Annotated in this window: 19 protein-coding genes; 11 read left to right on the forward strand and 8 right to left on the reverse strand. The window is 61.2% G+C overall.

Annotated elements, in window-relative coordinates; all coding sequences use genetic code 11:
* Positions 1 to 308: 308 nt before the first annotated feature.
* Together BFP93_RS20310 and BFP93_RS20315 are read right to left on the reverse strand one after the other, a co-directional pair.
* On the reverse strand, positions 309 to 1,802 hold the full coding sequence (locus BFP93_RS20310; protein WP_065894616.1) for a CoA-acylating methylmalonate-semialdehyde dehydrogenase: 1,494 nt from the start codon (positions 1,800 to 1,802) through the stop codon (positions 309 to 311).
* 39 nt (positions 1,803 to 1,841) lie between these two features.
* Positions 1,842 to 3,191, reverse strand: a complete 1,350-nt coding sequence (locus BFP93_RS20315; RefSeq protein WP_065894618.1) for an aspartate aminotransferase family protein — start codon at positions 3,189 to 3,191, stop codon at positions 1,842 to 1,844.
* Between the two features lie 126 nt (positions 3,192 to 3,317).
* On the opposite strand from BFP93_RS20315, the gene BFP93_RS20320 reads away from it, so the two are divergent.
* The 6 genes from BFP93_RS20320 (at position 3,318) to BFP93_RS20345 (ending at position 9,374) form a co-directional block, all read left to right on the forward strand.
* Positions 3,318 to 4,238, forward strand: a complete 921-nt coding sequence (locus BFP93_RS20320) for a LysR family transcriptional regulator (RefSeq protein ID WP_065894620.1) — start codon at positions 3,318 to 3,320, stop codon at positions 4,236 to 4,238.
* 87 nt (positions 4,239 to 4,325) lie between these two features.
* Positions 4,326 to 5,720 carry a uracil-xanthine permease family protein gene (locus BFP93_RS20325; RefSeq protein WP_065894622.1) on the forward strand — a complete coding sequence of 465 codons (1,395 nt, stop codon included), beginning with the start codon at positions 4,326 to 4,328 and terminating at the stop codon, positions 5,718 to 5,720.
* An 87-nt stretch (positions 5,721 to 5,807) separates the two neighbouring features.
* On the forward strand, positions 5,808 to 6,467 hold the full coding sequence (locus BFP93_RS20330; RefSeq protein ID WP_065886509.1) for a TetR/AcrR family transcriptional regulator: 660 nt from the start codon (positions 5,808 to 5,810) through the stop codon (positions 6,465 to 6,467).
* Between the two features lie 12 nt (positions 6,468 to 6,479).
* On the forward strand, positions 6,480 to 7,061 hold the full coding sequence (locus BFP93_RS20335; protein WP_065894623.1) for an IMPACT family protein: 582 nt from the start codon (positions 6,480 to 6,482) through the stop codon (positions 7,059 to 7,061).
* 57 nt (positions 7,062 to 7,118) lie between these two features.
* Positions 7,119 to 7,805, forward strand: a complete 687-nt coding sequence (locus tag BFP93_RS20340; protein WP_057726414.1) for an SDR family oxidoreductase — start codon at positions 7,119 to 7,121, stop codon at positions 7,803 to 7,805.
* Between the two features lie 210 nt (positions 7,806 to 8,015).
* Positions 8,016 to 9,374: an 8-oxoguanine deaminase gene (locus BFP93_RS20345; protein ID WP_065894624.1), complete on the forward strand. Its 1,359-nt coding sequence runs from the start codon at positions 8,016 to 8,018 to the stop codon at positions 9,372 to 9,374.
* A gap of 75 nt (positions 9,375 to 9,449) precedes the next feature.
* Here BFP93_RS20345 and BFP93_RS20350 read toward each other — a convergent pair whose 3' ends face one another.
* Positions 9,450 to 10,541, reverse strand: coding sequence for a calcium:proton antiporter (locus tag BFP93_RS20350; protein ID WP_065886506.1), 1,092 nt, complete (start codon positions 10,539 to 10,541; stop codon positions 9,450 to 9,452).
* Positions 10,542 to 10,734: 193 nt separating this feature from the next.
* Between BFP93_RS20350 and BFP93_RS20355 the strand changes: the two genes are divergently transcribed.
* Positions 10,735 to 11,688 carry an adenosine deaminase gene (locus tag BFP93_RS20355; RefSeq protein ID WP_043051475.1) on the forward strand — a complete coding sequence of 318 codons (954 nt, stop codon included), beginning with the start codon at positions 10,735 to 10,737 and terminating at the stop codon, positions 11,686 to 11,688.
* Positions 11,689 to 11,826: 138 nt separating this feature from the next.
* On the opposite strand, the gene BFP93_RS20360 is transcribed toward BFP93_RS20355, so the two are convergent.
* The 3 genes from BFP93_RS20360 to BFP93_RS20370 all read right to left on the reverse strand — a co-directional run bounded on the left by BFP93_RS20360 (position 11,827) and on the right by BFP93_RS20370 (position 15,047).
* The gene (locus tag BFP93_RS20360) at positions 11,827 to 13,197 is read right to left on the reverse strand and encodes an MFS transporter (RefSeq protein WP_065894625.1); all 1,371 of its coding nucleotides are present in this window, start codon (positions 13,195 to 13,197) and stop codon (positions 11,827 to 11,829) included.
* Between the two features lie 84 nt (positions 13,198 to 13,281).
* On the reverse strand, positions 13,282 to 13,983 hold the full coding sequence (locus BFP93_RS20365) for an ArsR/SmtB family transcription factor (protein WP_065886504.1): 702 nt from the start codon (positions 13,981 to 13,983) through the stop codon (positions 13,282 to 13,284).
* 137 nt (positions 13,984 to 14,120) lie between these two features.
* The gene (locus tag BFP93_RS20370; protein WP_065894627.1) at positions 14,121 to 15,047 is read right to left on the reverse strand and encodes a LysR family transcriptional regulator; all 927 of its coding nucleotides are present in this window, start codon (positions 15,045 to 15,047) and stop codon (positions 14,121 to 14,123) included.
* A 117-nt stretch (positions 15,048 to 15,164) separates the two neighbouring features.
* Between BFP93_RS20370 and BFP93_RS20375 the strand changes: the two genes are divergently transcribed.
* From BFP93_RS20375 to BFP93_RS28945, 3 genes are all read left to right on the forward strand, one after another.
* Positions 15,165 to 15,458 (forward strand): putative quinol monooxygenase, encoded by a 294-nt coding sequence (locus BFP93_RS20375; protein ID WP_065886502.1) that lies wholly within the window; start codon positions 15,165 to 15,167, stop codon positions 15,456 to 15,458.
* A 140-nt stretch (positions 15,459 to 15,598) separates the two neighbouring features.
* Positions 15,599 to 16,612, forward strand: coding sequence for a zinc-binding alcohol dehydrogenase family protein (locus BFP93_RS20380; protein ID WP_065894668.1), 1,014 nt, complete (start codon positions 15,599 to 15,601; stop codon positions 16,610 to 16,612).
* A 145-nt stretch (positions 16,613 to 16,757) separates the two neighbouring features.
* Positions 16,758 to 16,931 (forward strand): hypothetical protein, encoded by a 174-nt coding sequence (locus tag BFP93_RS28945; protein WP_163001561.1) that lies wholly within the window; start codon positions 16,758 to 16,760, stop codon positions 16,929 to 16,931.
* An 8-nt stretch (positions 16,932 to 16,939) separates the two neighbouring features.
* On the opposite strand, the gene BFP93_RS20385 is transcribed toward BFP93_RS28945, so the two are convergent.
* Both BFP93_RS20385 and BFP93_RS20390 read right to left on the reverse strand, forming a co-directional pair.
* Entirely contained in the window at positions 16,940 to 18,133 is a 1,194-nt protein-coding gene (locus BFP93_RS20385; RefSeq protein WP_065894629.1) for a multidrug effflux MFS transporter, read from the reverse strand.
* A gap of 85 nt (positions 18,134 to 18,218) precedes the next feature.
* A complete protein-coding gene (locus tag BFP93_RS20390) occupies positions 18,219 to 18,410 on the reverse strand; it encodes a heavy-metal-associated domain-containing protein (RefSeq protein ID WP_065886499.1) in 192 nt (63 codons plus the stop codon).
* Between the two features lie 146 nt (positions 18,411 to 18,556).
* Between BFP93_RS20390 and BFP93_RS20395 the strand changes: the two genes are divergently transcribed.
* Entirely contained in the window at positions 18,557 to 18,928 is a 372-nt protein-coding gene (locus tag BFP93_RS20395; RefSeq protein ID WP_065886498.1) for a hypothetical protein, read from the forward strand.
* Positions 18,929 to 18,957 lie beyond the last annotated feature (29 nt).

The raw sequence follows: 18,957 nt of genomic DNA on the forward strand, positions 1-18,957 counted from the left end.
AACTTCAACCACTTGCGCTTGCGATCTCTCGTAAGCGGGAGGCGAATTCTACAGCGTTACACGCTGCTGTCAACACCTCTTTTTCAACTTCCTTTTGGCTTCGATGAACTGAAGCGGCCTGCTGTCTAAAACTACTTAACTCATTGTTTACCAAGGAGTTTTCCGTTTCGACTGCGCCGGAAGTGGGGCGAATTATAGGCGCACAGAATCTGCCGTCAACCTTCTTTTTCACATTTCTGTCATATAAGTCAAAAAACCCCGGAAAACGCGAAGGCCGGCCCCAAGGGGCCGGCCTTACTTATCCCGCCTTACAAACTGGGGAAAGCAAACTGCGAGGCTTCATGACTGGCCCGCTGCGGCCAACGCTGGGTGATCGCCTTGCGACGGGTATAGAAACGCACCCCATCCGGCCCATAGGCGTGCAAGTCGCCAAACAGCGACCGCTTCCAGCCACCAAAGCTGTGATAAGCCACGGGCACCGGCAAAGGCACGTTAACCCCCACCATGCCCACTTCGATTTCATCACAGAACAGGCGCGCCGCCTCACCGTCACGGGTAAAGATGCACGTACCGTTGCCGTACTCATGGTCGTTGATCAACTGCATCGCCGCTTCCAGGCTGTCCACACGCACCACGCACAACACCGGCCCGAAGATCTCTTCTTTATAGATGCGCATCTCGGTGGTCACGCGATCGAACAGGCTGCCACCGAGGAAGAACCCTTCTTCATGCCCGGCGACGCTCAAGCCGCGACCGTCAACAACCAACTCGGCGCCCGCCGACACGCCCTCTTCTATATAGCCGCTGACCTTATCCCGCGCCTGCCCCGTCACCAGCGGGCCCATATCCAGGCCACAGGTGGTGCCCGCACCGATCTTCAGCGCCTTGACCTGCGGTACCAGCTTGGCAATCAACGCATCCGCCACCTGGTCACCCACACACACCGCCACCGAGATCGCCATGCAGCGTTCACCGCAGGAGCCATACGCCGCGCCCATCAAGGCGCTGACGGCGTTATCCAGGTCCGCGTCGGGCATCAGCACTGCGTGGTTCTTCGCGCCACCCAGTGCCTGCACGCGCTTGCCGCGCTTGGTCGCTTCGGAATAAATGTACTCGGCAATCGGCGTCGATCCTACAAAGCTCAGCGCTTTTACCTCGGGCGCCTCAATCAATGCATCCACCGCGCCCTTGTCACCATGCACCACGCTCAGCACGCCTTTGGGCAGACCCGCTTCCTGCAACAACTGCGCGATCAGCAACGTCGAACTCGGGTCACGCTCCGACGGTTTGAGGATGAAACAGTTACCGCACACAATCGCCAGCGGATACATCCACAACGGCACCATCGCCGGGAAGTTGAACGGCGTAATGCCCGCCACTACGCCCAGCGGCTGGAAATCCGACCAGGCATCAATGTTCGGGCCGACGTTGCGGCTGTATTCGCCTTTGAGAATCTCCGGCGCCGAGCACGCGTATTCAACGTTCTCGATTCCGCGCTTCAACTCACCGGCGGCATCCTCCAACGTCTTGCCGTGCTCTTCGCTGATCAGCTGCGAGATACGCGCTTCGTTCTGCTCCAGCAACTGCTTGAAACGAAACATCACCTGCGCCCGTTTGGCCGCAGGCGTGTTACGCCAGGCCGGGAACGCCGCCTTGGCCGAGTCGATCGCCTGTTGAATGGTTTCGCGACTGGCCAATGGCACCTGGTGAATGACCTGGCCGGTGGACGGGTTGTACACATCGGCGCTACGACCGCTGTCATTGACCAATTCACCGTTGATCAAATGCTGGATAAGGCTCATGCAGGGCTCCTGAAAAGTTGTTCTATATAGAAGGAGAAATCAGTCGATCTTGTTCAGCACTTCACCGACCGCATCGAACAGGCGATCCAGGTCCTGCGGCTTGCTGTTGAAGGTTGGCCCGAACTGCAGGGTGTCACCGCCAAAGCGCACGTAGAAACCGGCTTTCCACAGCGCCATGCCGGCCTCGAACGGACGCACGATGGCATCCCCGTCACGCGGCGCAATCTGGATGGCTCCGGCCAGGCCGTAATTACGAATATCAATCACGTTCTTGCTGCCCTTCATGCCATGCAGCGCATTCTCAAAGTGCGGTGCGACATCGGCTACGCTCTGCACGAGGTTTTCCTTTTGCAGCAGGTCCAGTGCCGCGAGGCCGGCCGCGCAGGCCACCGGGTGCGCCGAGTAGGTGTAGCCATGGGGAAACTCCACCGCGTATTCCGGCGTCGCCTGGTTCATGAAGGTGTGATAGATCTCGCTGCTGGCAATCACCGCGCCCATCGGAATGGCGCCATTGGTGACTTGCTTGGCAATGCACATCAAGTCCGGGGTCACGCCAAAGCTGTCGGCGCCGAACATCGAACCGGTGCGCCCGAAACCGGTGATCACTTCGTCGAATACCAACAGGATGTTGTGCTGATCGCAGATCTCGCGCAGACGCTTGAGGTAACCCTGTGGCGGCACCAACACGCCTGCGGAACCGGCCATCGGCTCGACAAACACCGCAGCGATGTTCGATGCGTCATGCAGTTCGATCAGCTTGAGCAACTCATCGGCCAATGCGATACCACCCTGCTCCGGCATGCCACGGGAGAAGGCATTGCTCACCAGCAACGTATGCGGCAGGTGGTCGACGTCCATCATCGACTGACCAAACAGCTTACGGTTACCGTTGACGCCGCCCAGGCTGGTACCGGCAATGTTCACACCGTGATACCCACGGGCGCGGCCGATCATCTTGGTCTTGGTGGCCTGGCCCTTCAGGCGCCAGTAGGCGCGCACCATCTTCACGGCGGTATCGGCGCACTCGGAGCCGGAGTCGGTGAAGAACACATGGTTGAGGTTGCCAGGGGTCAGGTCGGTAATCTTTTCCGCCAGTTGAAAGGACAACGGATGACCGTATTGGAAGCCCGGAGAGTAGTCCAGGGTGCCCAACTGCCGGGCCACCGCTTCCTGGATTTCCTTGCGCGTATGCCCGGCGCCGCAGGTCCAAAGGCCCGACAGCGAGTCGTAGACCTTGCGCCCCTTGTCATCCGTCAACCAGCTGCCCTCGGCGGCCACGATCAGGCGCGGATCGCGCTGAAAATTACGGTTGGCGGTATAAGGCATCCAATGAGCATCCAGCTTGAGTTGGCTGGCCAGGGATGATGGGGCGTTTTCCGGCATGTTCATCAGCAAAACCTCGCAAGGCAAAGGTAGCGTCGGGATTGAAAAAAGCGTAGTTGCAGCTAAATTGCCACGGGGATAAAGTCGGTGAAATCCAACTCTTCTAACCTTCAGTCAGGACTTCACTAAACTATGAGCAGCCGTCGCCCCGACCCCCTGGCCCAGGTCAGCGACTTTGATATCCGCCTGCTGCGCATCTTTCGCAGCGTGGTGGAGTGTGGTGGCTTTTCGGCGGCGGAAACCGTACTGGGGATTGGTCGTTCGGCCATCAGCCAGCAAATGAGCGACCTGGAACAACGCCTCGGGCTGAGGCTCTGTCAACGCGGCCGCGCGGGGTTCTCGCTGACGGAAGAAGGCCGCGAGGTGTATCAGTCGGCGTTGCAACTGTTGAGTGCGCTGGAAAGTTTTCGCACCGAAGTCAATGGTCTGCACCAGCACTTGCGCGGAGAGCTGATCATCGGCCTGACCGACAACCTCGTCACCCTGCCCCATATGCGCATCACCCACGCCCTGGCGCAATTGAAGGAACGTGGCCCGGATGTGCAAATTCAAATCCGCATGATCGCCCCCAGTGAAGTCGAGCAAGGTGTCCTCGACGGCCGTCTGCATGTCGGCGTGGTGCCCCAGGCCAGCGCGTTGTCGGGCCTGGAGTACCAACCGCTGTACAGCGAGCGCTCGCTGCTTTATTGCGCGGTCGGGCATCCACTGTTTTATGCCGACGACAAGCAACTGGACGACACGCGCCTCGACAGCCAGGACGCCATCGCCCCCACCTTCCGCTTGCCCGCCGAGATCCAGGCCCATTACCAGGCGCTCACGTGCACCGCCAGCGCCTCGGACCGTGAGGGCATGGCGTTCCTGATCCTCACCGGGCGCTATATCGGCTACCTGCCCGACCATTACGCCAACCTTTGGGTACAACAAGGCCGACTGCGCGCGCTGAAACCGGCTACACGGTTTTACGATTTGAGCCTGGCATCGGTCACGCGCAAGGGCCGTCGCCCCCATTTGGTGCTGGAAAGTTTTCTAGAGAGCCTGGCGGCAACGCGCTAACACGGGCTCTGCACAAAAAGCTGAGCAGGTGGACAGTTTTTTGCAAGGCACAAGGACCTTGAACCGTCCGCCCCGAGTTGACCCGCCATGCCACCAGAATCCTCCAGCCCCAACGACTTGATCTACGGCCTCGATGATCGCCCCAAACCACTGCCCGCCCTGCTGGCCGCCCTGCAACATGTGCTGGCCGCGTTCGTCGGGATCATCACGCCGCCCTTGATCATCGGTTCCACCCTGGGCCTCACCGCGCACCTGCCCTACCTGATCAGCATGGCGCTGATGGTCTCCGGCGTCGGCACCTTCATCCAGGCGCGCAGGCCGTTCGGTATCGGCGCCGGGATGATTTGCCTGCAAGGCACCAGCTTTGCGTTCCTGGGCGCGGTGCTCTCCGCCGGCTTCCTGGTCAAGCAACGCGGCGGCAGCCCTGAGGACATCCTGGCGATGATTTTCGGCGTGTGCTTTTTCGGCGCCCTGGTGCAGATCGTGCTGAGCCGGTTTATCGGCCAGCTGCGCCGGGTCATCACGCCCCTGGTGACCGGGATCGTGATTACGCTGATCGGCATCAGCCTGATAAAAGTCGGCATCACCGATCTGGGCGGCGGGTTCAACGCCCCCGACTTTGGCGCCCCCATCAACCTGGCCCTGGGCCTGTTCGTGGTGCTGACGATCATCCTGCTCAACCGCTCGAACACGCCCTGGGTACGCCTCTCGGCCATTATCATCGGCCTGGCGCTCGGCAGCCTCGCCGCGTGGTTCAGTGGCAAGCTGGTGCCCCAGGCATTACCCGACGTGCCTCTGATCAGCCTGCCCGTGCCGTTTCGCTTTGGTTTCAACTTCGATTGGAGCGCCTTCCTGCCCATCGCGCTGATTTATCTGATCAGCAGCATCGAAACCGTCGGAGACCTCACCGCCAACTGCATGATCGCCCGCCAACCCATCAGCGGTGCGTCTTATATAAGCCGACTCAAAGGCGGCGTGCTCGGGGATGGCGTCAGTTGCATGATCGCCGCCACGTTCAGCGCCTTCCCCAATACCACCTTCGCGCAAAACAACGGGGTGATCCAACTTACCGGCGTGGCCAGCCGTCATGTCGGCTTGTACATCGGCGTGGTGCTGGTATGCCTTGGGTTGTTTCCCATGATCGGCGCGGTGTTGCAGCAAATCCCCAAACCGGTGCTGGGCGGTGCGACCCTGGTCATGTTCGGCAGCGTCGCCGCAGCCGGTGTGCGCATCCTGGCCCAGGCGCCACTGGATCGACGCAGCATGCTGATCATCGCCACCTCCTTCGGTGTCGGCCTGGGCATCGCCGCTCAGCCCAACCTGCTGCACCTGATGCCAACCCTGGTGCAGAACCTGTTCGACTCCGCCATCACCAGCGGCGGGCTGACTGCCATTGTGCTGTGCCTGCTGTTACCCGAGGCCAAAACCGTCCACGCCGTTACAAACCCCACGCCCAAAAGCGACTCCCTGGAATCGCTTTGACGGTTTTATTGCATCAACACTTGTCTGAGGCTTGAGGGTGGGTTATCTGTGCACACGTCGCCCCCATCGATCAGCACGGAAACCTCCATGAGCCTCGAAGTTCCTGCCCACAGCAACCATGCCGGTAAACCCGCCAGCCGCATTCGGCAAAAGAACGAACAAGCGATTCTCCAGGCGGCTGAGGATGAATTCGCGCGCCATGGCTACAAGGGCACCAGCATGAACACCATCGCGGCCAGTGCCGGGCTGCCCAAAGCCAACTTGCACTATTACTTCACCAACAAACTAGGCCTGTACATTGCGGTGCTCAGCAATATTCTCGAATTGTGGGACAGCACGTTCAACGCGCTGACCGCCGAGGACGACCCGGCCGTGGCCCTCTCCCGGTACATCCGCACCAAGATGGAGTTCTCGCGACGCCAGCCACAGGCCTCGCGGATCTTCGCCATGGAGATCATCAGCGGCGGCGAATGCCTCACTGAATATTTCAGCCAGGACTACCGCGCCTGGTTCAGCGGCCGTGCAGCCGTGTTCCAGGCCTGGATCGATGCCGGCAAGATGGACCCCATCGACCCGGTACACCTGATCTTCCTGCTGTGGGGCAGCACCCAGCACTATGCCGACTTCGCCACCCAGATCTGCCGCGTCACCGGCCGCACCAAGCTGACCAAGCAGGACATGGAGGACGCCGGCACCAACCTGATCCACATTATTCTCAAAGGCTGCGGCATCAAGCCGGCCCCCTGAACGAAGCGACTTATGCCATTCACGCTCACAGGCTTTTGCGAATTTCGTGAAGAAATACGCAAAAGCCGCTTTATCACCCTGGCGGCGCCGATTACCAGCGCGCACGACGCCCAGGCGTTTATCGAGCAGCACAGCGACCTCAACGCGACGCACAACTGCTGGGCCTGGAAACTGGCCGACCAATACCGCAGCAACGACGACGGCGAACCCGGCGGCACCGCCGGGCGGCCGATCCTGGCGGCCATTGAGGCGCAAGGGTTTGATCAGGTCGTGGTGCTGGTGATTCGCTGGTACGGCGGGATTCAACTGGGCACCGGTGGTCTGGCCCGTGCCTACGGCGGCGGCGCAAATAAATGCCTGCAGAATGCCGAGCGCATCGAGCTGATCAGTCGCGTACCGCTGAGGTGCGCCTGCGGTTTCTCCGAATTGAACCTGCTGAAGCTGCGCGTTGCCGAACTGGACGGGCTGATCGTGGAAGAAACCTTCACCGCCAACGGCGTGGAGCTGCAACTGGCCCTGGGCGAAGCCCACATCGACACCTTGCAAACCCAGCTCGCCGACCTGAGCCGGGGACGTATCCTGCTGCAACGCTGAAACTGCTACTGTTGCTCACTGCAACTCCCTGAACCGCGACTCCAAAGGAAGCTTTTCATGTCTACGCCAAAAACCGCACTGATCATCGGCGCCTCGCGCGGGCTGGGCCTCGGCCTGGTCAAGCAACTGCTCCAGGACGGCTGGGACGTGACCGCCACCGTGCGTGACCCGAACAAGGCCGACGCCCTGAAAGCCGTGGGCCCGGTGCAGATCGAAAAACTCGACATGGACGATCAGCAAGCCGTTATCGCCCTGGCCCAACGCCTGAAAGACCGCACCTTCGACCTGCTGTTCGTCAATGCCGGCGTCAAGGGCCCCGCGAACCAGGAGCCGGGGCACGCCACCCTGGCGGAAGTCGGCCAACTGTTTTTCACCAACGCCGTGGCCCCGATCAACCTGGCCCAGCGTTTTGTCGGGCAGATCCGCAAGGACACCGGCGTGCTGGCCTTCATGAGTTCGGTGCTGGGCAGCGTCACCATTCCCGACGGTTCGGACATGGCGCTGTACAAGGCCAGCAAGGCGGCGCTCAACTCCATGACCAACAGCTTTATCACCCAACTGGGCGAGCACAAGCCGACGGTGTTATCGCTGCACCCGGGCTGGGTGAAAACCGACATGGGTGGCGAAAATGCGCACATCGACGTCGAGACCAGCGTGCGTGGCCTGGTGGACCAGGTAAATGCCTACACCGGCAAGGGCGGCCATCATTTTGTGGACTACAAGGGCGACACCATCGCCTGGTAATGGCCGCAACTGTAGGAGCGAGCTTGCTCGCGAAGAACGCCCAGGCACCGCGTTAAACCAGACTGCCCGCGTTATCGTTGACGATTTTCGCGAGCAAGCTCGCTCCTACAGCGTTAGACTGCCACCTCGCCTTCACCGGCGACCCTGGATCAGCAGACAGGGCAACACTGAGCTGGCAAACCTGAACCCATCATTCAGAGGAGCCGGCCAATGCCTGCGACCCGTATCTGGTTAAAAAACCCCCTCGCGATCTTCACCGCCAATGGCCTCGATGCCCGTGGCGGCCTGGTGCTGCAAGACGGCGTCATCACCGAAGTGCTGGCCCAAGGGCAAGCACCTGCACAACCCTGTGCGCAGGTGTTCGATGCCCGCGAGCATGTCGTCCTGCCCGGGCTGATCAACACGCACCACCATTTCTACCAGACCCTGACCCGCGCCTGGGCGCCGGTGGTCAACCAGCCGCTGTTTCCCTGGTTGAAAACCCTGTATCCGGTCTGGGCCCGACTGACCCCGGAAAAACTCGCCCTGGCGTCGAAAGTGGCCCTTGCGGAATTGCTGCTCTCGGGTTGCACCACGGCGGCGGACCACCACTACCTGTTCCCCGACGGCCTGGAAAACGCCATTGATGTGCAGGTCGACAGCGTACGCGAGCTGGGCATGCGCGCCATGCTCACCCGTGGTTCCATGAGCCTGGGCGAAGCCGATGGCGGCCTGCCGCCGCAGCAGACCGTGCAACAGGGCCAGGTCATCCTCGACGACAGCCAACGCCTGATCCGTGAATACCACGAGCGCGGCGACGGCGCGCAGATCCAGATTGCCCTGGCGCCCTGTTCGCCGTTTTCCGTTACCCCCGAAATCATGCGCGCGAGTGCCGAACTGGCCACCTCGCTCGACGTGCGCCTGCACACGCACCTGGCGGAAACCCTCGACGAGGAAGACTTCTGCCTGCAACGTTTCGGCCTGCGCACGGTGGATTATCTCGACAGCGTCGGCTGGCTCGGCCCGCGCACCTGGCTGGCCCACGGTATTCACTTCAACCCGGATGAAATCGCACGCCTGGGCGCTGCCGGCACGGGCATCTGCCATTGCCCGAGTTCAAATATGCGCCTGGCCTCCGGTATCTGCCCGACCCTCGACCTGCTCGCGGCCGGTGCCCCCCTCGGCCTGGGCGTGGACGGTTCCGCCTCCAACGACGCTTCGAACATGATTCTGGAAGCGCGCCAGGCTCTGTACATCCAGCGCCTGCGTTACGGCGCGGAAAAAATTACCCCTGAAGGTGTGTTGGGCTGGGCGACCAAAGGCTCGGCGCAGTTGTTGGGGCGTACGGATATTGGAGAGTTGGCGGTAGGAAAGCAGGCGGACCTGGCGCTGTTCAAACTCGATGAGCTGCGCTTCTCCGGCAGCCACGATCCCATTTCCGCACTGTTGCTGTGCGGTGCCGATCGAGCGGACCGAGTGATGATCGCGGGTCGATGGCGGGTAATCGACGGACAAGTGGAAGGCCTGGACCTGAAAGCTCTGATCGCCGATCACACCCGGGCGGCCCGTCAGTTGATCGCCGGAATCTAAACCAAGCACAGTCCAAAATGTGGGAGGGGGCAAGCCCCCTCCCACATTTGGTTTTATGGTGCTCTTGAAATCGGGTTACAGTCCCAGCAGCGACAGCATGATAAAGGTCGCAAACAGCACGAAATGCGTCATGCCCTCGATGGCATTGGTTTCGCCATCATTGAGGTTGATCGCACTGACGATCAGCGTAATAAACACCATCACTGTCTGCACCGGCGTCATCGCCATCTGGAATGGCTGGCCGGTGTAAAGCGCCATGGCTTCCATCACCGGCACCGTCAGGATCACCGTCGACAGCGACGCACCCAGCGCGATGTTCACCACCGACTGCATGCGATTGGCCAAGGCGGCGCGCAATGCCGTCAGGATTTCCGGCGCGGCGGAAATAGCCGCCACGACGATCGCGGTGATCACCGGCGGGGCGCCCGTGCCCTCCAGGCCCAGGTCGAGGGTCTTGGACATCACCTCGGCCAACGCACCAATCACTATCACGCCAAACACCAGGGTGCCGATCGAGAACGCGAGGTTTACGGGCTGCTCGTGCTCTTGCTCGGTTGATTTCTTGCGGCGTTTTTCCGGGTAGCTGTAGCTGAAGAAATAACTGTGCGGGCCTACCTGCATTCTCAGGAACAAGGTGTAGAGCACCACCATCGCGCCGATGGTGAAGGCCGAGTAAATTTTCCAGTCGGCCTCGGGGATAAACTCCGGCACCACCATCGACACGCCCATGGCGGTTAGAATCATCACGCTGTAGGTGCGTGCAGAGTCGTCGTTGTAGGACTGCTCGCCATGCTTGATGCCGCCCATCAGCGCGGCCAGGCCGAGGATGCCGTTGATATCGAGCATCACCGCCGAATAGATAGTGTCGCGCACCAGCGTGGGTGAAGGCTCGTTGCTCATCATGATCGCCAGGATCACCACTTCCACCAGCACAGCGGCCAGGGTCAGGATCATGGTGCCGTAGGGGTCACCGACCTTTTCCGCCAGTTGTTCGGCATGGTGGGCCACGCGCATCGACGCCATCACGATAAACGCAATCAAGGCGAGACCGGCGAGCAACGCCACCATCTGCCCACTGTGGAGCATCCAGTGTTCCAGCGGGTAGGCGGCAACGGCGGCAATCAGCGCCAGCAGCATGAATTTTTCTTGCTTGAGAGAAGTGAGCATGGGGGGCCTTTATGTACGGCAAATCAGTCATCGTTGGGGTACAGACTGCGCCACGCCGCTAACGTTTCGTTACACCTTAGTTCACGTCGAACTTGTGCGAATAAATCAAATACTCTCCTGCTGGTCAGGTTTTGCCGATTATTTCAGCCATGGCCTGTAGAATGCCGCGATTGCACCTGATGAGATTTTAGCTATGTACGATTGGCTCAACGCCCTGCCCAAGGCTGAACTGCACCTGCACCTGGAAGGCTCGCTGGAGCCTGAACTGCTGTTCGCCCTGGCCGAACGCAACAAGATTGCGCTGCCGTGGAACGACGTCGAAACCCTGCGCAAGGCCTACGCCTTCAATAATCTGCAAGAGTTTCTCGACCTGTATTACAAGGGCGCCGACGTGCTGCGTACCTCCCAGGATTTCTACGACCTGACCTGGGCCTATCTGCTGCGCTGCAAAGCCCAGAACGTGATTCACACCGAACCCTTCTTCGACCCGCAAACCCACACCGACCGCGGCGTGCCCTTCGAAGTGGTGCTCAACGGTATCGCTGCCGCGCTCAAGGACGGCGAGCAGCAACTGGGGATCACCAGCGGCTTGATCCTCAGCTTCCTGCGCCACCTGAGCGAAGCCGAAGCGGAGAAAACCCTCGACCAGGCGCTGCCGTTCCGTGACGCGTTCGTCGCCGTGGGCCTGGACAGTTCCGAGATGGGTCACCCGCCGAGCAAGTTCCAGCGCGTGTTCGACCGTGCCCGTCACGAAGGCTTCCTCACCGTCGCCCACGCCGGCGAAGAAGGCCCGCCCGAGTACATCTGGGAAGCCATCGACCTGCTGAAAATCCAGCGCATCGACCATGGCGTGCGCGCCATCGAAGACGAGCGCCTGATGCAACGCATCATCGACGAGCAGATCCCGCTGACCGTGTGCCCGCTGTCCAACACCAAGCTGTGCGTGTTCGACGACATGGCCCAGCACAACATCCTCGACATGCTAGAGCGTGGGGTGAAGGTCACGGTGAACTCGGATGACCCGGCCTACTTCGGCGGTTATGTCACCGAGAACTTCCACGCGCTGTACACCTCCCTGGGCATGACCCAGGACCAGGCCAAACGCCTGGCGCAAAACAGCCTGGATGCGCGACTGGTAAAGCCTTGACCGCTATTTTTACTGAATGAATGAAGGCTAAATGTGGGAGGGGGCTTGCCCCCGATTGCAGTCTGTCAGACAGACATGTATTGACTGATACACCGCTATCGGGGGCAAGCCCCCTCCCACAGGGGCGGATATTGTCTGTCAGACTTCAGACAACTCCTCCAACGTCTTGCCCTTGGTCTCCATCCCGAACACCCACACCACCAGCGCTGCCACCGCAAAACACAGCGCGCCCAAGGCAAATACCCCGCCCTGCCCGGTTATCGGAAACACCAGCCCGGTGACCAGTGGCCCCAGCAACGACCCCACGCGACCAATCGCCGAGGCAAACCCGGACCCCGTTGCGCGCGCCGAGGTCGGATACAGCTCCGGCGTATAGGTGTACAACACCGCCCACATGCCAAACAAAAAGAACTGCATCAACAAACCGGTCGTAACCAGCAGCCCGACATTGCCGCCGAACACCGCGCTCTGCCCATACAAAAACGCCATCACCCCGCCGCCCAGCAACGTCACCACGCACACCGGCTTACGTCCCCAGCGCTCGACCAGCCACGCCGCCATCAGGAAACCGGGGATCCCGCCCAGGGAAATGATTACCGTGTAATACACCGATTGCGTCACGGCAAAGCCTGACTGCTGCAGCAACGCACTCAACCACGACGTCAGTCCGTAGAACCCGAGCAGGGCAAAGAACCACACGCTCCAGATCATCATCGTGCGTTGACGGTACTGAGCCGACCACAACTGCTGGAAGGCCGAGAAGAACGTGCCGGGCGTACTCGCCACCCGCGGCAAGGCAACAGGCTGCGGCAAGTCGGCGCCCCCGAGGGAGTCGCGCACCTTTTGCTCGATGCCCAGCAACACCTTATCCGCCGCCTCGTGGCGCCCGGCCTGTTCCAGCCAGCGCGGCGACTCCGGAATAAAAAACCGGATGGCCAGCACAAATATCGCCGGCACCGCCAGCACCAGGAAGATGTCGCGCCAACCCACCACCGGCAGCAGGAAGTAAGACAGCACCCCGGCCGCGACAAAACCCAGCGGCCAAAAACCATCCATCAACGCGATATACCGCCCGCGTCGCTTTGCCGGAATCAGCTCGGATAACATCGACTGTGCGATCGGAAACTCCATGCCCATGCCAATGCCCAGCAGGATGCGAAACAGGGTCAGCGCCTCGACCGTCTGCGCCGTGGAGCACAAGTAACTGGCGACGCCCCACAACACGATGCTCCACTGAAACACCGGCTTGCGCCCGAAGCGATCGGCGAGCATTCCGGAGAGCGAAGCGCCGACCACCATGCCGAAAAAACTCGAACTGGCCAGCAACCCGGCCTGGGCCGTACTCAGGCCGAACTCGGCTTTGATCGAGCCCAATAGGAACGTCATCATCGCCAGGTCCATGGAGTCGAAGAAAAACGCCAGGGCAATGATGATGAAGATGATTCGGTGGTAACCACTGATGGGCAACCGTTCCAGCCGCTCTGCTGCGCTATAGCCCTGCATCCCCATGCCCCACCCCCAAGTGTGAAAAACCCCTGGCCGAGTGTGCGGCATCGTCTGCCCTGGCGATTGCTGGATGCGACCTGACCGAAACTAGGAGCGACGCTCCTGCAGTGCGGCCAACCGGTTGATGTGCACAAGCCCTGCGTCGCTGACAGCCAAGGCCCGGGACTCGCCGATGGCACTCACCCAGTTCGACTGCAAAAACAGCCGCAACAGCCCGGCGCCGAGCGCACCGCCGACATGCGGTTGCTGCTGGCTCCAGTCGAAACAGTCACACACCAACGGCGACGAGAATGCCTGGATGAAAATACCCAGCTCCGCCAGATGCCGGGTGCCCTTGACCGTCACTTCGGTACGTTGTTCGTAGCGCTGGATCCAGCCTGCCTGCGCCATCCGTTGATACAGCCCGGCCGCCAGTTCACCGCCGAGATGGTCGTGGCACACGCGGGCGCGACGCACCAGCGGCGGGGTCTGCAACGCGGGGAGCTGAACATCCGGCGCGGCGCGCGCCGCACTCGCCATGGTGGTCGTCGCCAGCGCGTCGATGGCGGCACTGACATCGGCCGCCGCCACGCGAAACAGCCGTTTGCCCCGGCGCGCTTCGACCCGCAGCAAGCCGCTGCCGGTCAACCGCGCCAGATGGGCATTGGCCGACGCCGGTGACAGCCCGGCGAACGTCGCCAACTCCTCTGAAGATTTCGCCGAACCGTCCATCAATGCCCACAGCATTGCGGTGCGCTTGGGCTCGGCAAGCAAGCTGGCGATACGACTGATACATGGTGCCTGTTCCATCTTTCGACTCCCCGTTGAACCGTTTTTCTGCTGCGGTTGGCGCCAAAGTATAGGGGCCAAAACAGCCGGTTCCATGGCGTCTTACAGCCTGAATGCGGACAGCACTCGAGGGAAATGTCCTGCTTTGCTGGAGGCCATTACTTCACAGCGAATCGCTCCGACAGTTGCTTCGTCAATGTCGCACAACGGGACACGAGCATTTCCCGCAGCAAGTTGACGGGCTTGCTCAACTGCGCACGGTGCGCGCACAGCAGGTTGAGCGGGGTACGCTCACCGCGCAGCTCCGGCAGGATCAAGCGCAGACGCCCGGCCACGACGTCGGTACTCACATCCAGCCAGGACTTGTAGGCAATGCCGACGCCGGCCACCGCCCAGCGGCGCACCACGTCGGCGTCGTCACTGACGCGATCGCCGGAAACCGTCAGGCTGACCTCGCGCTTGCCGTCATAAAAACGCCAATGGTCGTGTACCCGGTCAGCGAGCATGTAGAGCAGGCAATTGTGCTGGGCCAGTTGCTCCAGATGCCGCGGTTCGCCGTGTCGGGCCAGATAACTGGGCGCCGCGCACAGCACCCGGATATTTTCCGGCGCGATGGGCAGCGCAACCAGGCTGGAATCCTCGGGTTCGCCATAGCGCAAGGCGATGTCCACCGGCTGGCGGTACAGGTCGGCAATGCGATCCCCCAGCAACAGGCGCACGCTCAGTTGCGGGTATTCACGCTGGAAGTCATCCAGCCAGGGCAACAGCAGGTTGCGACCGAAATCCGAAGGCGCCGACAGTTGCAGCATGCCGCTGACATGGTCCTGCCCACTGGCCAGCAGGCGCCGCCCTTCATCCAGTGAGCTCAACGCGGCGCGGGCATAGGTGAGAAACCCCTCACCTTCGGCGGTCAAGCGCAGGCTGCGGGTGGAGCGTGCCAGCAAACGCGCGCCCAGCTGTTGTTCTATGCGCTTCAACGCAGCGCTGGCCACCGCCGGGGACAGGTCCATGACCCGCGCGGCCGCCGACAGACTGCCCAGGTCCGCTGCCCGGACAAACAACTGCAAATCATCAAAGCGCAGCATCAATTTCCGCCAATTATCAATTTTCTATTGAAACAGACCTTTGTTTTAGCCGCTTTTATCCGTGCTGGAAATAGCCAATCATCTGGCCATCCCGTTCCCTATCGACCAGGAGTTGATATGTCTACCGCCTTTAACGTGATCGCCACGCTGATCGCCAAGCCCGGCCAACAGGCCACCCTGGAAACCCTGCTGCGCGGTCTGCTTGAGCCAACTCGCCTGGAAGCCGGTTGTGAGCAGTACGACCTGCACCAGGATCTGCAACATCCCGAGACGTTCTACATGCTCGAGCGCTGGAGCGACGACGCGGCCCTGGCCGACCACGACCAGAGTGCGCATATCCAGGCGTTTCGGACCAAGGCCGCCGACGTGATCGAACACTTCGAACTCAAGCGCCTGAAGTTTCTCGCCTGACTACCCCCTTTTTCTGTAGGAGCGAGCTTGCTCGCGAAAAACGCAGGAACGACGTGTTCAACCAGAAGTATCGCGTCCTCGTTAACGATTTTCGCGAGCAAGCGCGCGCCTGCATTGACCGTATTTACCCCGGAGAAATCATGAAAGCCATCGCCTATTACACCTCCCTGCCCATCAGCGACGTGAACGCCCTGCAAGACATCGAACTGCCAGAACCCGTCGCCGGGCCGCGTGACCTGCTGGTGGAAGTCAAAGCCATCTCGGTCAACCCGGTGGACACCAAGGTGCGCCAGAACGTCGCTCCGGAAAACGGCGCCGCCAAGGTGCTCGGCTGGGACGTGGCCGGCGTGGTCAAGGCGGTCGGCAGCGAAGTGACGTTGTTCAAGGCCGGCGACAAGGTGTTCTACGCCGGCTCCCTGGTGCGCCCGGGCGGCAACAGCCAATTGCACACCGTGGACGAACGCATTGTCGGCCATATGCCCAAGAGCCTGGGCTTTGCCGAAGCCGCGGCGCTGCCGTTGACCGCCATCACCGCCTGGGAGCTGCTGTTCGAACGCTTGCAAATAGCCGAGGGCAAACAGGACCAGGGCCAGAGCCTGTTGATCGTCGGCGCAGCGGGCGGCGTGGGTTCGATCCTGACCCAACTGGCCAGCCAGCTCACCGCGCTGAAAGTCATCGGCACCGCGTCGCGCCCGGAGACCCAGGAATGGGCCAAGGCCCTGGGCGCCGACCTGGTGATCGACCATAGCCAGCCGCTGAGCGAGGCACTCAAACACGCCGGTCACCCGCAAGTGACCCACGTCGCCAGCCTGACCCAGACCGACCTGCACCTGGAGCAACTGGTAGAAGCCCTGCAGCCCCAGGGCAAGCTGGCGTTGATCGACGACCCCAAGGCGCTGGACGTGAGCTCGCTCAAGCGCAAGAGCCTGTCGCTGCACTGGGAGTTCATGTACACCCGCTCGATGTTCGAGACCCCGGACATGATCGAGCAGCACAACCTGCTCAACCGCGTGGCCGCGCTGATCGACGCCGGCACCTTGAAAACTACGCTCGGCGAGCATTTTGGCGCTATCAATGCGGCGAACCTGCGCCGTGCCCACGCGCTGCTGGAAAGCGGCAAGGCCAAGGGCAAGATCGTGTTAGAGGGGTTCTAGAAAACGGCTGTCAGTGTCGTCTGTTACTTATGTAAGTAATGGACGACACCATTAGTCCGAGAGTTGACCTTTGTCATCTCTGTGAGCGCATACGGGTTTATATTGGCCGCCTTTGCCACGATTCTTTTACGTGAGGAAGTCAGCAATGAAGATCCTGATAAAAGCGTTAGCAAAAAAATCCCAGTGGGAGGTCCGCCTGGACCAGCGGTCGATTATTTTTCACACCGAAGCCGAGGCCCGTGCCTTCGCCGACACCTTGCAAACCCGCATCCAGGCCCCCCACCGCTTTCCACTCAGCCAGCAACGCGCCGCCGGCTGATCGGCTCTTCAGACCTGCGCCTGCGCGGCCCTTGCCCGTTGCAGGCGCAAAGTCGCCATCGCAATCGTCACCGCCAGCACCCCGCACAGGCTGATGACCATCGCCATCGGCATGGCCGTGCCGTCGTGCAACACCCCGACCAACGATGCCGCCCCCGCCGCCACACCAAATTGAATGCACCCGAGCAAGGCCGAGGCGCTGCCGGCGCGCGCGCCTTGCCCGTTCATGGCGCACGCCGAGGTGTTGGGCAGAATGCAACCCAGGCTGGCGATACAGATAAACAACGGCACCAGCAACGGCCACAGGGCTTCGGTGCGCAGCGCTGCAATCCCAAGCAGCGTCAGCGCCGCCGCCACGTAAACCCACACCGTACGCGAGAGCAGAAACGCCGGGCCGCGTTTGGCCAGTAACCGCGCATTCAACTGCGCCACCAGGATAAACCCGGCGGCATTGGAACCGAACAGCCAGCCGTAATGCTCGGCGGGCACGCCATACAGTTTGATGAAGACGAACGGTGAACCGGCGATATAGGCAAACATCCCGGCAATCGAGATGCCACCGGTCAGGGCGTAGCCCAGGTAAACCCGGTCCGACAACAGCGCGCCGTAGCGGCGCAACGAGCCGGACAACGGCTGGCGCGGCTGATGCGCCGGAAAGGTTTCCGGCAAGCCCACCGCCACCGCAATGGCCGCCATCACGCTGAACAGCGACAGCGCCAGGAAAATCGACTGCCAGCCCCACAGCCCCACCATCAACCCACCCGCCAGCGGCGCAAGGATGGGCGCCAGGCCTGTGACCAGCATCAGTTGCGAATACACCTTGGCCGAGCCCACGGCGTCGCATTTGTCACTCACCACCGCCCGCGAGATCACCATGCCCGCACAACCGCCGAGCGCCTGCACGAAACGCGCACCGATCAGCCATTCCAGGGACGGCGCATAGGCACAGGCGAAGGACGCGAGGGTGAACAGCGTCACACCGCTGAGCAGCGGCACGCGCCGGCCAAAGCGGTCGGCCAGCGGGCCGTAGATCAATTGGCCGATGGCCAACCCCGCGAAATACACCGCCAGGGTCAGTTGGACATGTTTTTCGTCGGTGGCAAAAGCGCTCGCGATGGCCGGAAAGCCCGGCAGGTAAAAGTCGATCGCCAACGGCGCAAAGGCGCTCAAGGCGCCGAGGATCAGAATAATGCGAAGGTTCATCAGGCACCCAAGTGAGTCGGCAGCCCGACAGTCTAGCCGCGCTTGGGTGCCTTGAACATTAAGATAGCTCGCTAACTATTAAAAATCAGACGACGGTGTAGCCTTCTTCCTTGATCAACTGTGCGATGGCTTCGCGCTCCAGCTGGCTTTGCACCCTGACCTGCTTCGCCGCAAGATCGACCGTCACCTCGGCATCTGCATCCTGGCTGTGCACCGCCTGGGTCACCGCCCGAACGCAGTGGCCGCAGGTCATTCCTTCAACATTGAATATTTGCATGACAAGACTCCTTGGATGAGGTTGAACCCAGTCTCGACCTTGCCACGATGGCAAGGTCAAGTTTCAGAAACGTCGGCCGGGCTGGTATTCGGCGGCGACGTCGGCCAAGCTTCAACTTTATCGATGTGACCCACGGAGCATTCGCCATGCGCTGGTCTTTTTTTGCCCTTGCCGGCCTGATGAGTTTTTCTGCCGTTGCGCCCGCCGCTGAAGACTACGCGGTGCTGATCATTTCCCGGGAGCGCCTGGAAGTGCCGACGTCCTGTGAAATCGGCCTGTATATCCAGGATCAACTGGCCGGCCGCCTGTTTCAGGAAGAGTCCACTTCATTCAACCTGCCTGCCGGCAATGTGTCACTGCGCCTGAAACTGCTGCCGGGGCAATCGCCGGGCTGTCTGCCCGGCATGCTCGCCCCGCCCGCCCAGAACATCACGCTCAAGGCCGGCGACGTGCGCAAGCTGCGGATTGCCCAAGGCCCGGACGGCATGTACCTCAAAGCCGCCGAGTTGGGCTATTAAGCTAAGATTTAAAGACGCTTGACCTTCCC

The sequence above is a fragment of the Pseudomonas sp. 44 R 15 genome, assembly GCF_900004965.1.
Lineage (GTDB): Bacteria > Pseudomonadota > Gammaproteobacteria > Pseudomonadales > Pseudomonadaceae > Aquipseudomonas > Aquipseudomonas orientalis_A.

Bases quoted from the DNA above. Each gene is read 5' to 3' on its own strand.
- BFP93_RS20310 (WP_065894616.1), bottom strand. From the start codon at position 1,802: ATGAGCCTTATCCAGCATTTGATCAACGGTGAATTGGTCAATGACAGC.
- BFP93_RS20375 (WP_065886502.1), top strand. From the start codon at position 15,165: ATGTCTACCGCCTTTAACGTGATCGCCACGCTGATCGCCAAGCCCGGC.
- BFP93_RS20315 (WP_065894618.1), bottom strand. From the start codon at position 3,191: ATGAACATGCCGGAAAACGCCCCATCATCCCTGGCCAGCCAACTCAAG.
- BFP93_RS20330 (WP_065886509.1), top strand. From the start codon at position 5,808: ATGAGCCTCGAAGTTCCTGCCCACAGCAACCATGCCGGTAAACCCGCC.
- BFP93_RS28945 (WP_163001561.1), top strand. From the start codon at position 16,758: ATGAAGATCCTGATAAAAGCGTTAGCAAAAAAATCCCAGTGGGAGGTC.
- BFP93_RS20385 (WP_065894629.1), bottom strand. From the start codon at position 18,133: ATGAACCTTCGCATTATTCTGATCCTCGGCGCCTTGAGCGCCTTTGCG.
- BFP93_RS20345 (WP_065894624.1), top strand. From the start codon at position 8,016: ATGCCTGCGACCCGTATCTGGTTAAAAAACCCCCTCGCGATCTTCACC.
- BFP93_RS20350 (WP_065886506.1), bottom strand. From the start codon at position 10,541: ATGCTCACTTCTCTCAAGCAAGAAAAATTCATGCTGCTGGCGCTGATT.
- BFP93_RS20340 (WP_057726414.1), top strand. From the start codon at position 7,119: ATGTCTACGCCAAAAACCGCACTGATCATCGGCGCCTCGCGCGGGCTG.
- BFP93_RS20325 (WP_065894622.1), top strand. From the start codon at position 4,326: ATGCCACCAGAATCCTCCAGCCCCAACGACTTGATCTACGGCCTCGAT.
- BFP93_RS20360 (WP_065894625.1), bottom strand. From the start codon at position 13,197: ATGGGGATGCAGGGCTATAGCGCAGCAGAGCGGCTGGAACGGTTGCCC.
- BFP93_RS20320 (WP_065894620.1), top strand. From the start codon at position 3,318: ATGAGCAGCCGTCGCCCCGACCCCCTGGCCCAGGTCAGCGACTTTGAT.
- BFP93_RS20395 (WP_065886498.1), top strand. From the start codon at position 18,557: ATGCGCTGGTCTTTTTTTGCCCTTGCCGGCCTGATGAGTTTTTCTGCC.
- BFP93_RS20365 (WP_065886504.1), bottom strand. From the start codon at position 13,983: ATGGAACAGGCACCATGTATCAGTCGTATCGCCAGCTTGCTTGCCGAG.
- BFP93_RS20355 (WP_043051475.1), top strand. From the start codon at position 10,735: ATGTACGATTGGCTCAACGCCCTGCCCAAGGCTGAACTGCACCTGCAC.
- BFP93_RS20380 (WP_065894668.1), top strand. From the start codon at position 15,599: ATGAAAGCCATCGCCTATTACACCTCCCTGCCCATCAGCGACGTGAAC.
- BFP93_RS20370 (WP_065894627.1), bottom strand. From the start codon at position 15,047: ATGCTGCGCTTTGATGATTTGCAGTTGTTTGTCCGGGCAGCGGACCTG.
- BFP93_RS20390 (WP_065886499.1), bottom strand. From the start codon at position 18,410: ATGCAAATATTCAATGTTGAAGGAATGACCTGCGGCCACTGCGTTCGG.
- BFP93_RS20335 (WP_065894623.1), top strand. From the start codon at position 6,480: ATGCCATTCACGCTCACAGGCTTTTGCGAATTTCGTGAAGAAATACGC.